The organism is Mesorhizobium sp. M0208, assembly GCF_040322015.1.
GTDB lineage: Bacteria > Pseudomonadota > Alphaproteobacteria > Rhizobiales > Rhizobiaceae > Mesorhizobium.
In genome coordinates this window covers 26,026-40,154 of the sequence record NZ_JAMYSP010000019.1, presented here as the reverse complement: position 1 = coordinate 40,154, position 14,129 = coordinate 26,026, and the positions used below count along the sequence as shown (strand labels likewise).

Sequence of the window (14,129 nt, the reverse complement as noted above, 5' to 3'; positions counted from 1 at the left end):
CGCCGGAGGCCGCCGTGACCGTTGATATTCCTGCCGACATGCATCCCAGCCGCTCGTTCCAGGGGCTGATCCTGACCTTGCATAATTATTGGGCGGACTATGGCTGCGTCGTCCTCCAGCCTTACGACATGGAAGTCGGCGCCGGCACATTCCACCCGGCCACGACATTGCGCGCGCTCGGCCCAAAACGCTGGAACGCCGCCTATGTCCAGCCCTCGCGCCGCCCTAAGGACGGCCGCTATGGCGAGAACCCGAACCGGCTGCAGCACTATTACCAATACCAGGTGATCCTGAAGCCCAATCCGCCCAATCTGCAGGAGCTTTACCTCGGCTCGCTGGCCGCGATCGGCATCGATTCGCTGCTGCACGACATCCGCTTCGTCGAGGACGACTGGGAAAGCCCGACGCTGGGCGCCTGGGGGCTGGGCTGGGAGTGCTGGTGCGACGGCATGGAGGTGTCGCAGTTCACCTATTTCCAGCAGGTCTGCGGCATCGAATGCGCACCGGTAGCGGGCGAGCTCACTTACGGGCTGGAGCGGCTGGCCATGTATGTGCAGGGCGTCGACAATGTCTACGACCTCAATTTCAACGGCCGCGAAGGCGCCGATAAGGTGACCTATGGCGACGTCTTCCTGCAGGCCGAGCAGGAATATTCGCGCCACAATTTCGAATTCGCCAACACCGCGATGCTACTGCGCCATTTCGAAGACGCCGAAGCCGAGTGCAAGGCGCTGCTACAAGCCGGCGCCCCTGTCTCCCCCCTTGAGGGGGAGATGCCCGCGAAGCGGGCAGAGGGGGTCATCTCAGAAGGCACCTCAAGTCAAGCGTCGAGCACTGTGCGGGCGACCCCACCCGGCCCTTCGGGCCACCCTCCCCTCAAGGGGGAGGGTTGTCACCGCATGGTATTCCCAGCCTACGACCAGTGCATCAAGGCCAGCCACGTCTTCAACCTGCTCGACGCACGCGGCGTCATTTCGGTCACCGAGCGCCAGAGTTACATCTTGCGGGTGCGCAATCTGGCCAAGGCCTGCGGCGAGGCGTTTCTGCTGACCCAGGCGGGCGGAATGGCGGCTTAAAGCGCGTCGCGTTCGACCGGCCTCATGCGACGCGCTTTAAGTTCTTGTTTTGATGCATGTCGTTATCGCAAAACCGCTGCACACTTTTGCGCGACATGCACATTAGCTCCAGGCGATTTCGACAGGAGCGCTGATTGGCAACGTACCTTGGCCGCTTGCACCGGCTATTGTCCGCAGCGCTTGCCTGACGCCGGGCATCGAGAACGTGCCATGCACCTGTGCTGTAAAACAGGCGCTGAGCGCGAGGATCTGCAGGAATGTCGATGCCGTTTTCATTCGTTTAGCCAATAGTTCTCTGCCTGAGCGTCGGTCGCTTCAGCGCTGCGTTCGGTTGATGGAAATCTTTGACCCAAGGACGGGCGGACCGCTTCGTGTCCGACAGGCGGATGAATTTTTTCGGAAATCGCCGTTGGATGCCGCGATCGTGCAGGCCCGACTTTGCTGGGAAGGGTGACAGCGGCCGGCCGAGTTGCTATGCCCCGCCCGGACCATTTGCCGCGTGAGCACACTCAATGCCCGACCTGCTTTTAGAACTCCGTTCGGAAGAGATTCCTGCTCGTATGCAGAGAAAAGCTGCCGGCGACCTGAAGAAGCTGCTGACCGACGGTCTGGTCGAAGCCGGGCTGACTTATGAGGCGGCGCGCGAATATTGGACGCCGCGCCGGCTGGCGCTCGACATCCGCGGTCTGACCGCCCGCTCGAAGGACATAAACGAGGAGATCAAGGGCCCCTCGACCAAGGCGCCCGAGCAGGCGGTGCAAGGTTTTCTGCGCAAGGCCGGCCTTGCCTCGATTGCCGACGCGCATGTTCATTCCGATCCGAAGAAGGGCGACTTCTATGTCGCCCATATTGCCAGGCCGGGCCGGCCGGCCGAGCAGATCATCGCCGAGCTGGTGCCGGGCATCATCCGCAACTTTCCCTGGCCGAAATCGATGCGCTGGGGGCCGGCTTCGGCCAAGCCCGGCTCGTTGCGCTGGGTGCGGCCGCTGCAATCGATCCTGTGCACCTTCGGCCCCGAAACCGAGGAGCCGGTGGTGGTCGATTTCGAGATCGACGGCATCCGCTCGGGCAATGTCACCTACGGCCACCGTTTTCATGCGCCGGGCGCCATCACGGTGCGCCGCTTCGACGATTATGTCGCCAAGCTTGAGGCGGCCAAGGTCGTGCTCGATGCCGACCGACGCAAGGAGATCATTCTTGCCGATGCCAGGAACCTCGCCTTCGCCAGCGGGCTCGACCTCGTCGAGGACGACGGGCTGCTGGAGGAAGTGTCGGGCCTGGTCGAATGGCCGGTCGTGCTGATGGGCGAATTCGAGCAGGACTTTCTGACCATTCCGGCCGAGGTGATCCGGCTCACCATCCGCGCCAACCAGAAGTGTTTCGTCACGACGCGCCAAATCTCCCCCCTCGAGGGGGAGATGTCGCCGCAGCCGACAGAGGGGGTCGCCTCGCGTGGATCGGCGGCATCCCCTGTCCGCGATAGGGAGTCGCGTCAGGTTGTGCCGACCCCCTCTGGCCTACCGGCCATCTCCCCCTCAAGGGGGGAGATCAGCCAGTCGCCGCTCTCCAACCGCTTTATCCTGACCGCCAACATCGAGGCCAAGGACGGCGGCAAGGAGATCGCCCACGGCAACGGCAAGGTGGTGCGCGCGCGCCTGTCCGACGCGCTCTATTTCTGGAAGACCGACCAGGGCGACCTGCCGGATCTCGACCAGTTGCAGGCATCGGCGCAAAAGTTCGGACTTGATCTCAAAAAGCCGCTCGACCAGCGCATGGCCCGCCTCGACCACCTCAATGTAACGTTTCATGCCAAGCTCGGCACGCAAGGCGAGCGGGTGGAGCGGATTGCCAGGTTGGCCGAAGAACTGGCACCAATCGTGGCGCAGTCGATCTCCCCCCTCGAGGGGGAGATGGCCGGCAGGCCAGAGGGGGTCGCCTCGCGTGAAGCGCCGGCGTCCTCTGTCCAAAATAGGAAGCCGCATCAGGACGTGCCGACCCCCTCTGTCGCCTTCGGCGACATCTCCCCCTCGAGGGGGGAGATTACCGCGCTCGCACGTCGTGCTGCCGTCCTCGCCAAGGCCGACCTCACCACCGAGGTGGTCGGCGAGTTCCCGGAACTGCAAGGCGCCATGGGCCGCAAATACGCGCTGCTGCAAGGCGAGCATCCTTCGGTCGCCGCCGCGATCGAGGAGCACTACAAGCCGCAGGGCCCGTCCGACCGCGTGCCGACCGATCCGGTATCGGTCGCCGTGGCGCTCTCAGACAAGCTCGATACGCTGGTCGGCTTCTGGGCGATTGATGAAAAGCCGACCGGATCGAAGGACCCCTACGCGCTGAGAAGGGCGGCGCTGGGGGTGATCCGGATCTTGGTCGAGAATGAGGTGAGGATAAGCCTTTTGGCGTCGTGGCACGACAACTGGCTTGCAATTGCTAAGCACCTATACGGCAATAAGATTGGCCATGAGTTTGAGGCTTTGAGATCGACCGGATCGTTCCTTGAGCCACGAACACTTCGTCGGACCTTGAACGAGTACATCGCAACAAAGAGATCTGAGATTGCGGACGCCGCGCCCGCGTTGGGCGAATCTTTGACGAACAAAGAAGATAACCTCCTCGCCTTCTTCCACGATCGCCTAAAGGTCTATCTCCGCGACCAGGGCGCGCGGCATGATCTGATCGACGCGGTGTTGGCGGCAGGTTCGCGCCCAATCTCCCCCCTAGAGGGGGAGATGTCGGCGAAGCCGACAGAGGAGGGCGCTGTCCCGCCAGCCTCTCATTCTGTCGCGCCCCCCTCCGCCCTGCCGGGCATCTCCCCCTCTAGGGGGGAGATTGGCCTATCGCAAAACGACGATCTCCTGCAGATCGTCCGCCGTGTCGAGGCCCTTGGCTCCTTCCTCGACACCGAGGACGGCAAAAACCTGCTTGCCGGCACCAAGCGCGCGGCCAACATTGTGGCTGCCGAAGAGAAGAAGGGGACGGCAATCGCAAGCCGCGTTGAGCCGGCTCTGTTCCGGGAGAACGCCGAGAAAACCTTGTTTGCGGCGGTCAATCAGGCCGAGAGGCAAGCCGGCGAAGCAATTCAAAACGAAGACTTTTCCGCCGCCATGCTGGCGCTTAGCGTGTTGCGCGAGCCAGTTGATTCATTCTTTGAGAAAGTCCTGGTAAACGATGAGGACCAGGCGGTGCGCGCCAATCGCCTGGCATTGCTCGCCCGCATCCGCGCGGCGACGGACCGGGTCGCCGATTTCTCGAAAATAGCCGGCTGACATCCGCGAAAAAATCATCGCTTGTGCTTCAGGCCCTATTTGGGCTGGTCGGGAGCTCCTGGCGGCGCAGGCTGCGGCGCGGCCGGCTCAGGGGTTTTGCTGGCGACCTTTGGATCGGCCTTGCTGTTCGCGGCGGGCGCGGTAGCGGTGGCCGGCGCGGCTTTGGGCGCGGGCGTTGCAAAGGCATCGCCGACGATACCGCCGCGAATGATCATCGGGCTTCCGTCGAAGCCATGACTCGGCTGGCTCGGGATTGCCGCGACCTTTTCATCGGTGACGTTTTCATTGACGTCAGGCAACTTCTCGCCGAGCGCGACGATCGACGGTGTTTTCGCCCGTTCGAGCGCGCTGGCACTTACCACCGACGGCGTTGCCGTCGTCTGCCCGACAAAAACGAGCGATGAAGCCTGCGCCGTGCCGGCCATAACCGCCAGGCCAAGCGCACCAACGATACGCATCGAAAGCATGATAGTTCCCCTTGTCCAAGAAGACGGCACCCTAGCCGAGGGCAATTGATGCCGGCTTGCGAGGAAACATAGCATTTTAGCGATTTGCGATTCGCCGACGCCTGGGCTTGCCCGCCCGGCGTCGCCGTATTAGGCACCCGCATCCGTGAGGTGGCGACAGTGGCTGAAATTCGTGCCGTGGGCGAGGCGATGGAAAGGGCGTTGGCGCTGCTCGAGAGCGGCGATGTCGTCGCCATCCCGACCGAAACCGTCTATGGGCTGGCCGGCGACGCGACCAACGGCGTTGCCGTGGCTCGTATCTTCGAAGCCAAGGGCCGACCTCGCTTCAACCCGCTGATCGCCCATATTGCCGATCCGGCGATGGCCGAGCGCATCGCGCTGTTCGATCCGCTGTCGGAAAGATTGGCGCAGGCATTCTGGCCGGGGCCGCTGACGCTCGTCCTGCCGCAACGGCCCGGCAACGGCATTCATCCGCTGGTCACCGCAGGGCTGGACACCATCGCGCTGCGCATGCCGAAAGGCTTTGGCGGCGAGCTGATCGCCAGGTTCGGTCGCGCGCTGGCGGCGCCCAGCGCCAATTCCTCGGGCAGGATCAGCGCCACGACGGCGGAAGCCGTGGCCGCCGACCTCGGCCCCAGGATCAAGCTGGTGGTCGATGGCGGCGCGACGACGGTCGGGCTGGAATCGACCATCCTCAAGGTCGAAGCTGGAAAGCTGCGGCTGTTGCGGCCGGGCGGTATTGCCGCCGAAGAGATCGAAGCAGTCGCCGGGGTGAAGTTGCTGCGCGGCGCTTCGGCCGTCGAGGCGCCCGGCATGCTCGCCTCGCACTATGCACCAGGTGCGGCGGTACGGCTCAATGCTGCGGAGGTCGCACCGGGCGAAGCCTTGCTGGCCTTCGGCCGCAGCCGTGCCGAAGGCTGGCACGATGCAGCCGCACTGCGCAATCTGTCGGAGACCGGCAACCTGCGCGAGGCAGCAAGCAATCTCTTCGCTCATCTGCAGGATCTCGATCGCAGCGGCGCCAAAACCATCGCTGTCGAGCCGATCCCGTTCGACGGCTTGGGCGAGGCGATCAACGACAGGCTTTGGCGCGCCGCCGCCCCGCGTGACAAGATCGCCCCTCGTGACAAGATGGATTGGGCACCATAGTTTCCACACATGAATGACATTTCCCCAGGTCTCGACCCCGCCGTCGTCGCGCGCTTTGCGACAATCGTCGGCGACAAATATGCGCTGCGCGACCAGCAGGACATCGCGCCTTACCTCGCCGAGCGGCGCGGACTTTGGCACGGCAGGACGGCGCTGGTGCTGAGGCCGGGGACCGTCGAGGAGGTCAGCCGCATCATGCGACTGGCGACCGAAACCGGCACGCCCATCGTGCCGCAAAGCGGCAACACCGGGCTAGTCGGTGCCCAGGTGCCCGATGCTTCCGGTCGCGAGATCGTGCTATCGCTGTCGCGGCTGAACCGCATCCGCGAAATCGATACGCTGTCCAACACGGTGACGGTCGAAACCGGCGTCATCCTGCAGACGCTGCAGGAAGCGGCCGATGCCGCCGACCGGCTGTTTCCGCTGTCGCTTGCCGCGCAAGGCTCCTGCCAGATCGGCGGCAATCTCTCCTCCAACGCCGGCGGCACCGGCGTGCTTGCCTACGGCAATGCGCGCGAGCTGTGCCTCGGCGTCGAAGTGGTGCTGCCGACCGGCGAAGTGTTCGACGATCTGCGCAAGCTGAAAAAGGACAATACCGGTTACGATTTGAAGAACCTGTTCGTCGGCGCGGAAGGCACGCTCGGCATCATCACCGCCGCCGTGCTCAAGCTTTTCCCCAAGCCGAAGGGGCGCGAGGTGGCGTTTGCCGGCCTGTCATCGCCGGAGGCGGCACTGTCGCTGTTCAGCCTGGCGATGGATCGTGCCGGGGCAGCGCTCACCGCCTTCGAGCTGATCGGCCAGAGGCCCTACGACTCTACGCTTGCCCACGCGCAAGGCGTGGTGCGGCCGCTGGCCGGCGATTGGCCGTGGTATGTGCTGATGCAGATCTCGTCGGGCCGTTCGGCCGACGATGCCAGGGCCCTGATCGAGGAGGTGCTGGAGGCAGGCCTCGAGCAAGGGATCGTCGGCGATGCGGTGATCGCGGCAAGCATGGCCCAGGGCGACGCGTTCTGGAATTTCCGCGAGGTGCTGCCCGAGGCGCAGAAACCGGAAGGTGCCTCGATCAAGCACGACATCTCGGTGCCGGTAGCATTAATCCCGCCATTCATCGAAAGCGCCGCCGGCGCCGTGCAGTCGGTCAGTCCCGGCGCACGCGTCGTCTGCTTCGGCCACATGGGCGACGGCAACCTGCACTACAATATCTCCCGGCCGGTCGACGGCGATGACGAGGCGTTTCTCGGCCTTTACCACGTCATGAACAAGGCCGTGCACGACGTCGTGCGCTCGTTTCATGGCTCCATCTCGGCCGAGCACGGCATCGGCCAGTTGAAGCGGGACGAATTGATCGCGACGGCGCCGCCGATGGCAATCGAGCTGATGCGCAGGGTGAAGGCCGCGTTCGACCCGGCCGGCATCATGAATCCCGGTAAGGTTATCTGATCCTTTCGCCGGCCTGCGCCGGTTCGCAATCCGATAACCATCCGCCCCGGATCAGCAAAATTTAACCGACTTTCTTAAGCGCGAGGATAAGAAGCTCGCGCTAATGTTTCTCCACAACGAGGCTGGGAAAACCGGCCCGGAGAACCGGAAACACCGGCTCTCAGGAGAAACAGGAAAGGCACAATATGAACACTGGACTGAAGCCAGTCTGGGCCGGGCGCAATATGCGCCTTGATCCATTCCGCCTGCCGCAGGTGGTGAGCTACGCCACGCGCGACGACTATGGCGACGTTACCTTCACCATCGACCAGCGCGGCGCGTTTATCCGCCGCACGCTGGAGATGAGCGGCGTGCCGGCGATCATCGCTCTGCCCGCCAACGCGTTTCGCGGCGTCGCCGCCCGCGCCATGGAGGATCCGGATGGCAATGTCACAGTGACACTCGAGCTTCTGCACAACGACCCGATGCTGTCGGTGCCGCTGCTGGTCGCCGACGATCTCGATGACGTCGCCGCCGACTGGCGCGCCTGGGCCGACGCCTACCGCCTGCCCATGCTGCTGATCGAGGCCGACGGCATTGCCCGCACGCTGGAAGAATCGCTCGGCGCCGCCATCAAGGCGCTGCCGGCGCAGGACCGCCGCAAGGGTCGCGTCTCGACCATGCGCCGCCCGCGCTTCCTCGCCCGCCGCCGCGCCGGCGATCTCGGCCTCAGGCTGGTCATCGGCGGCGAGGAGCTTATTTCGCGGGAGTAGCTAAACCAGCGGCTTCAGCGTCACCCAGGCCGCGCCGCCGATCAGGCCGAGGAAGATCAGCCAGCCGACCTGGTTGTTCGATCTGAACAGCCTTAGGCACTGGTCCGGATTGTCGATGTCGAGCACGGCGATCTGCCGGGTCATATGCGCGCCGGCGGCGATCAGCCCGGCGAGCGCCGGCACCGGTGCCTGCGCCGAGGCAAAGGCAATGGCGAAGCAGACCAGCGCTCCGCCATAAAGCCCGGCCAGCCAGGCTTTGGTGTTATCGCCGAACAGGCGCGCCGTCGAGCGCACGCCGACGATGGCGTCGTCTTCCTTGTCCTGATGCGCATAGATCGTGTCGTAGCCGATCACCCACAGGATCGAGCCGATGTAGAGCATGATTGCCGGCCCATCGAGATCGCCGAACTCGACCGCCCATCCCATCAGCGCTCCCCAGGAAAAGGCAAGGCCGAGAACCAGTTGCGGCCAATTGGTATATCGCTTCATGAACGGATAGATGGCGACGATGGCCAGCGAGCCGATGCCCAGCGACATGGCAAAGCTGTTGAACTGCAAAAGCACGGCGAGGCCGACCAGTGCCTGCAGGGCAACAAACATCCAGGCCTGTCGGCGCGTGACCTTGCCGGCCGGCAGCGGCCGCGAGCGCGTGCGTTCCACCTGGTTGTCTATGTCCTCGTCGACCAAATCATTGTAGGTGCAGCCGGCGCCACGCATGGCGAACGCACCGAGAAAAAACAGCAGCAGGTACCACGGCGACGGCAGCAGCGAGAGCAGCGGATCCGTCGGACGCGGATAGGCGCTCGCGGCAAGTGCAGCCGACCACCAGCATGGCCACAGCAGCAATTGCCAGCCGATCGGCCGGTCCCACCGGGCAAGCTGCGCATAGGGCCACAACCCCCGCGGCAGCGCGCGATAAACCCAGTGGCCGCTCGGCGCATCGGCGACGCGGCCTTGGGCCGCTTTCGACTGGACGGTTTCCATTTTGCTGAAGTGGCAGCAGAGGCGAATGCCGTCAAGCGTCAAGCAGCCCCCGCAGGCTCGCCACGCGCAATCGGCGCTTCGGCAGCCAAATGTCTTGACCCGTCGGGCGCGGCGCAATAGCGCAGTCCTGGTCTTGGAATGACGAGGAATCTGGGCATGCGTGTTTTACTGATCGGCTCCGGCGGACGAGAACATGCGCTGGCATGGAAGATGGCGGCGTCACCGCTGCTGACCAAACTCTATGCGGTGCCCGGCAATCCGGGGATCGGCCGCGAAGCCGAGCTGGTGAGGCTCGATATTGCGGATCACACGGCGGTGGCCCGGTTTTGCCGCGAGAATGAAATAGACCTCGTCGTGGTCGGGCCGGAAGGGCCGCTGGTCGCCGGCATTGCCGACGACCTGCGCGCCGAGGGCATCCGCGTCTTCGGCCCGTCAAAGGCGGCGGCACGGCTGGAAGGATCAAAGGGTTTCACCAAAGACCTCTGCGCCAAATACGGCGTCCCGACCGCCGCCTATGGCCGCTTCGGCGATCTGGCTTCGGCCAGGGCGTATGTCGAGAAGACGGGTGCGCCGATCGTCATCAAGGCCGACGGCCTAGCTGCCGGCAAGGGCGTCACCGTCGCCATGACGCTTGACGAGGCGCGGACCGCGCTCGACGCCTGTTTTGATGGCTCTTTCGGCCAAGCCGGCGCGGAAGTGGTGGTCGAGGAGTTTCTCGTCGGTGAAGAAGCAAGTTTCTTCTGCCTGTGCGACGGCACCACCGCGCTGCCCTTTGGCACGGCGCAGGACCATAAGCGCCTCAGTGACGGCGACACCGGCCCGAACACCGGCGGCATGGGCGCCTATTCGCCGGCGCCGGTGATGACGCCGGAGATGATCGACCGAACCATGCGCGAGATCGTCGAGCCGACCATGCGCGGCATGGCTGAAACAGGCGCTCCGTTTTCCGGCGTGCTGTTCGCCGGGCTGATGATTACTGACAAGGGGCCGAAGCTGATCGAATACAACACCCGCTTCGGCGACCCGGAATGCCAGGTGCTGATGATGCGGCTGAAGGACGATCTGCTCGTCCTGCTCAACGCCGCCGCTGACGGCCAACTGGCGCACACCTCGGTGCGCTGGCGCGACGACGCGGCGCTCACCGTGGTGATGGCGGCCAGGGGTTATCCCGGAGCGCCGGAAAAGGGCTCGGTCATCCGCGGCGTCGAGGCGGCGGCGGGCGAGGGCGTCGAGATATTTCATGCCGGCACCGCCATAAACGGCGGTGCACTCGTCGCCAATGGCGGTCGCGTGCTCAACATCACGGCGACCGGCCGCACCGTCGGCGAGGCGCAGAAGAGGGCTTACGCCGCGCTCGACAGGATCGACTGGCCGCAAGGCTTTTGCCGCCGTGACATTGGCTGGCTGGCACTGGCGCGCGAGCAGTCGAACTGACGCTTCAGGCGGCCTCCGGCTTCAGTGCAGGCCGCGGTCAAATTCGGTCGAGACGGTGCTGACCGCACCGGCGGTGGGGGCAATTGCGGACACCGAGGCCGCACGCTTTTCGTTTCGCATCCAGGCGACATATTCGGCAATCCCGCGGGGAAGGCTCGGCGTCGTCTTCGCAGCCGGCATTTGAAAGCCGCTGCTGAAGCTGGCCAAGCGCGCCCTGAGTACCGCGACCAGTTGCTCGAGGCTCGGGGGTGCTGCCACGGTGGCGTAGGTCATGGCAGTGCCGGCGAGCCCCGCCTCGCGTGAGAGCGGCACCGGTATCAAGGCGAGATAATCCGGCTGCACGTCGATCAGGCCGCCGAACGGCCACTGCGCGCGCAATTCCGTCGCGTTCATCGGCGCGACGCTGACGTCGATATCGTTAGGTGTGCCCGCGACCCGGTAGGGACAGCGGAACCGGCCGCAATTTGCTCGCGCCGAAAACTGCCAGAGCGCATACCCCTGCCAGTTGCCCATCGGAAAATGCAGGCCGATGTCTGGCTTGTAGCGCGCATACCACAGCGGCAGCCGGGACAGGAGCGGGTATTTATACTTGTTGTCGGCGATATGCCGGGCTGTCGTGCCGTTGGTGTAGAGCACCGGAAAGCGGCCAACCCGACGATGCACATGGCGCACGAATTCCTCGGCATCCTCGAGCGACATCCATTGGGTGGGATCATCGTCCTCGATATCGAGGGCAAGCAGGTCATCCGGCCCGGGTTTCACGAAATTGATGAAATTATTGGCCTGTCCCACGGGGTTGCCGGGGCGGGCGAGATGATAGGCACCCCATTTCAGGCCCAGTGCCTTGGCCACCACCTTGCGCGTCTGGAACAGTTCCTGTGCCATCGCATGGCGTTTCCAGAGCGTCTTGCACAGCCGCAGCTCGGTCTCGTCGCCGAAACAGAAATAGGGTGGCGGCATTCCGTCCGATGCCTTGTTGATGAAGCCGACAAGACGCTTGTCGTCGGCTAGCCGGGTCCAGTCGATGGAATTGTATTCGTAGGCGTCGACGACCAGTGCCCGGTCCGCATCCTTCCACGGTTCGGAGAAATCCGAGGCCTTTGCCGGCTTCAGCGCCAGGGTCATCGCGGCCGCGACAAGGAGAAGCGCTGAGCGGACAAGGGGGCGCGCCGGCGTCTTCAAACAGCAGATCCTTGCTGGCCAAAGCCATATCCTGAACGGCCATGGTTAAGGAAATGCTCTCGATCGCGGCCCGGGGACGCCACGGCTCGGACAGCTTCTCCGTCGATGGTTTTGATGGTCGTCAATGTCGAGAGCGGGTTTGAAACGGGTCGGGCGCCGGCACTTGCGACAGCGTTCCCGCCGTCTCGCGCTTACGGTGACGGGCGAGCGAGCATTGCGGCGAGCACAATATGCCGCGATCAGACCAATAGCCTGCTCCGTTCTCCATCTTACCTTCGTGATAGCAAAAACCGGTCGCCCGGTAGGGCAGGCCGCATTCGATGCAGCGATAGGCGTCAGGTCTGGCGAGCACGGGCGGTCCGATCCGGTATTCCTGATTCCGCCGGTCGAACTTATCCCGGCTTTTGGCGAATTTAGCCTGCGTCGCAGCAATTGGCAAAATCCGCGTGACAAAGTTTGACGTTTACGTAAAAAGAAGATCGCCAGGGAAGCCGAAAGCAGATGATTTTGCCTCGGCACGGGTCTTAAGTAGACCTTCCGGACTGAGGGCGGCCGGACGGAGGAGGAGCGAGCGCCATGTATCGGGCACCGGTCGAGGAAATCGCCTTCACCCTGAAGCATGTCGCCGGCTTGAAGCCGGCGCTCGATGCCGGCACCTTTGGCGAACTCGGTGAGGACCTCGTTGACGCCATTCTGGCCGAGGCCGGCCGCTTCGCCAGCGAGGAGGTGGCGCCGCTCTACACGATCGGCGACCAGCACGGCGCGGTGCTCAACGGCGCTGCCGTCACTACCCCGCCGGGCTGGAAAGAACTTTATCGCCGCTGGATCGGCGGTGGCTGGAATGCGCTGTCGGCGCCGGAAGCGTATGGCGGCCAGGCGCTGCCGGCCATGCTCGGCGTCGCCGCGCTTGAAATGTGGAACTCCGCCTCGATGGCGTTCGGCATCGCCCCGACGCTGACCATGGGCGCGGTCGAAGCACTCGACAAGCATGGCTCGCAGGCGCTCAAGGCCAAATATCTGGAAAAACTGGTCTCCGGCGAATGGATGGGCACCATGAACCTGACCGAGCCACAGGCAGGCTCGGACCTGAATGCCTTGCGAACCCGCGCCGAACCGGTCGGCGACGGCAGCTACCGCATCTTCGGGCAAAAGATATTCATCACCTATGGCGAGCACGATTTCACCGACAACATCATCCATCTGGTGCTGGCGCGGCTGCCGGACGCACCGCCCGGTACGCGCGGCCTGTCTTTGTTCCTGGTACCGAAATTCCTCGTCGGCGACGATGGCGCGCTGGGCGCACGAAACGACGTCTTCTGCTCCGGGCTGGAGCACAAACTGGGCATCCACGCTTCGCCGACCTGCACGATGATCTATGGCGATGGCTTCGAAGGCGCTGCGCCCGGCGCGATCGGTTGGCTGGTCGGCGAGGAGAACAAGGGCCTCGCCTGCATGTTCACCATGATGAACAACGCGCGCCTTGCCGTCGGCATGCAGGGCGTGGCGGTCGCCGAGGCGGCGATGCAAAAGGCGCTCGCCTATGCAAACGACCGCCGGCAAGGCAAGGCGGCGAGCTATCGCGGTGCCGGCATGGCGCCGATCGTGCATCACCCCGACATCCAGCGCAGTCTTCTGACCATGAAGGCGCTGACCCAGATTGCCCGCGCCATCTGCTATTCCTGCGCCCACGCCATCGATCTCGCGTCGCGGAGCGAGGATGCAAAGCACTGGCAGGAGCGCGCCAATCTCTTGACGCCGCTGGCCAAGGCGTTTTCCACCGATGTTGGCGTCGAGGTCGCCTCGCTTGGGCTGCAGGTGCATGGCGGCATGGGATTCATCGAGGAGACAGGGGCAGCGGCGCTTTATCGCGACGCGCGCATTGCACCCATTTACGAAGGCACCAATGGCATCCAGGCGATCGATCTGGTGACGCGCAAGCTGCCGCTCGGCGGCGGTCAGCATGTGCATGGCTACATCGCCGAGCTCAAGGCCGTCGCCGATGCGGTGCGAGCGTCGAACCTTGAGGGCTTTGGCCGCACCGCCGATCGCCTCGACCAGGCGCTTGATGACCTGTCACAGGCGAGCCGTTCCCTGCAAGACCTGCAGGCCGAAGGCCGTCCGGACCAGGCGTTGGCCGGCGCCACACCTTATCTCAGGCTGATCTCGCTTGCCGCCGGCGGCGCCTATCTGGCGCGCGGCGCGCTTGCCGACCAAAGCCGCATCGCGCTGTGTCGGTTCTTCGCCGAGAACCTGCTTGGCGAAGCGGGCGCGCTCAAGGAGCGCGTCATCGGCGGCGCCGACAGCCTTGCCGTTGCCGGCAAAGCGCTGATTTCAGCCTGACGTTCGCACGCGCCGAAATTCACAAAGGCCCGAAATTCA

Annotated in this window: 12 protein-coding genes; 7 read left to right on the top strand and 5 right to left on the bottom strand. The window is 64.3% G+C overall.

What is annotated here, in order from left to right:
* Positions 1–14: 14 nt before the first annotated feature.
* Positions 15–1,076 (top strand): glycine--tRNA ligase subunit alpha, encoded by a 1,062-nt coding sequence (locus tag NKJ17_RS19470; protein ID WP_352505239.1) that lies wholly within the window; start codon positions 15–17, stop codon positions 1,074–1,076.
* 102 nt (positions 1,077–1,178) lie between these two features.
* On the opposite strand, the gene NKJ17_RS19465 is transcribed toward NKJ17_RS19470, so the two are convergent.
* Positions 1,179–1,352: a hypothetical protein gene (locus NKJ17_RS19465; protein ID WP_023674088.1), complete on the bottom strand. Its 174-nt coding sequence runs from the start codon at positions 1,350–1,352 to the stop codon at positions 1,179–1,181.
* 236 nt (positions 1,353–1,588) lie between these two features.
* On the opposite strand from NKJ17_RS19465, the gene NKJ17_RS19460 reads away from it, so the two are divergent.
* Complete coding sequence (locus NKJ17_RS19460; RefSeq protein WP_352505238.1) at positions 1,589–4,342, top strand: glycine--tRNA ligase subunit beta; 2,754 nt, start codon at positions 1,589–1,591, stop codon at positions 4,340–4,342.
* A gap of 35 nt (positions 4,343–4,377) precedes the next feature.
* Here the strand turns inward: NKJ17_RS19460 and NKJ17_RS19455 are convergent, their stop codons facing one another.
* Positions 4,378–4,767, bottom strand: coding sequence for a hypothetical protein (locus NKJ17_RS19455; protein WP_352505237.1), 390 nt, complete (start codon positions 4,765–4,767; stop codon positions 4,378–4,380).
* A gap of 201 nt (positions 4,768–4,968) precedes the next feature.
* Between NKJ17_RS19455 and NKJ17_RS19450 the strand changes: the two genes are divergently transcribed.
* The 3 genes from NKJ17_RS19450 to NKJ17_RS19440 all read left to right on the top strand — a co-directional run bounded on the left by NKJ17_RS19450 (position 4,969) and on the right by NKJ17_RS19440 (position 8,150).
* A complete protein-coding gene (locus NKJ17_RS19450; RefSeq protein WP_352689753.1) occupies positions 4,969–5,958 on the top strand; it encodes an L-threonylcarbamoyladenylate synthase in 990 nt (329 codons plus the stop codon).
* Between the two features lie 9 nt (positions 5,959–5,967).
* Positions 5,968–7,398 carry an FAD-binding oxidoreductase gene (locus tag NKJ17_RS19445; RefSeq protein WP_352505235.1) on the top strand — a complete coding sequence of 477 codons (1,431 nt, stop codon included), beginning with the start codon at positions 5,968–5,970 and terminating at the stop codon, positions 7,396–7,398.
* Between the two features lie 185 nt (positions 7,399–7,583).
* Complete coding sequence (locus NKJ17_RS19440; RefSeq protein WP_352689752.1) at positions 7,584–8,150, top strand: DUF6101 family protein; 567 nt, start codon at positions 7,584–7,586, stop codon at positions 8,148–8,150.
* Here NKJ17_RS19440 and ubiA read toward each other — a convergent pair whose 3' ends face one another.
* Positions 8,151–9,134: a 4-hydroxybenzoate octaprenyltransferase gene (gene ubiA / locus NKJ17_RS19435; protein WP_352689751.1), complete on the bottom strand. Its 984-nt coding sequence runs from the start codon at positions 9,132–9,134 to the stop codon at positions 8,151–8,153.
* Positions 9,135–9,290: 156 nt separating this feature from the next.
* Between ubiA and purD the strand changes: the two genes are divergently transcribed.
* Positions 9,291–10,568 (top strand): phosphoribosylamine--glycine ligase, encoded by a 1,278-nt coding sequence (gene purD, locus NKJ17_RS19430; protein WP_352689750.1) that lies wholly within the window; start codon positions 9,291–9,293, stop codon positions 10,566–10,568.
* Positions 10,569–10,589: 21 nt separating this feature from the next.
* Here purD and NKJ17_RS19425 read toward each other — a convergent pair whose 3' ends face one another.
* Both NKJ17_RS19425 and NKJ17_RS19420 read right to left on the bottom strand, forming a co-directional pair.
* Positions 10,590–11,750, bottom strand: a complete 1,161-nt coding sequence (locus tag NKJ17_RS19425) for a glycoside hydrolase family 25 protein (RefSeq protein WP_352689749.1) — start codon at positions 11,748–11,750, stop codon at positions 10,590–10,592.
* 121 nt (positions 11,751–11,871) lie between these two features.
* Entirely contained in the window at positions 11,872–12,102 is a 231-nt protein-coding gene (locus tag NKJ17_RS19420) for a hypothetical protein (RefSeq protein WP_352689748.1), read from the bottom strand.
* 224 nt (positions 12,103–12,326) lie between these two features.
* Here NKJ17_RS19420 and NKJ17_RS19415 point away from each other — a divergent pair, with 224 nt between their 5' ends.
* Entirely contained in the window at positions 12,327–14,090 is a 1,764-nt protein-coding gene (locus tag NKJ17_RS19415) for an acyl-CoA dehydrogenase family protein (RefSeq protein WP_352689747.1), read from the top strand.
* The last annotated feature ends 39 nt before the right edge of the window (positions 14,091–14,129 follow it).

Coding starts and splice junctions, on each gene's coding strand:
- NKJ17_RS19465 (WP_023674088.1), bottom strand. CDS start 1,352: ATGAAAACGGCATCGACATTCCTGCAGATCCTCGCGCTCAGCGCCTGT.
- NKJ17_RS19460 (WP_352505238.1), top strand. CDS start 1,589: ATGCCCGACCTGCTTTTAGAACTCCGTTCGGAAGAGATTCCTGCTCGT.
- NKJ17_RS19455 (WP_352505237.1), bottom strand. CDS start 4,767: ATGGCCGGCACGGCGCAGGCTTCATCGCTCGTTTTTGTCGGGCAGACG.
- NKJ17_RS19445 (WP_352505235.1), top strand. CDS start 5,968: ATGAATGACATTTCCCCAGGTCTCGACCCCGCCGTCGTCGCGCGCTTT.
- NKJ17_RS19440 (WP_352689752.1), top strand. CDS start 7,584: ATGAACACTGGACTGAAGCCAGTCTGGGCCGGGCGCAATATGCGCCTT.
- ubiA (WP_352689751.1), bottom strand. CDS start 9,134: ATGGAAACCGTCCAGTCGAAAGCGGCCCAAGGCCGCGTCGCCGATGCG.
- purD (WP_352689750.1), top strand. CDS start 9,291: ATGCGTGTTTTACTGATCGGCTCCGGCGGACGAGAACATGCGCTGGCA.
- NKJ17_RS19415 (WP_352689747.1), top strand. CDS start 12,327: ATGTATCGGGCACCGGTCGAGGAAATCGCCTTCACCCTGAAGCATGTC.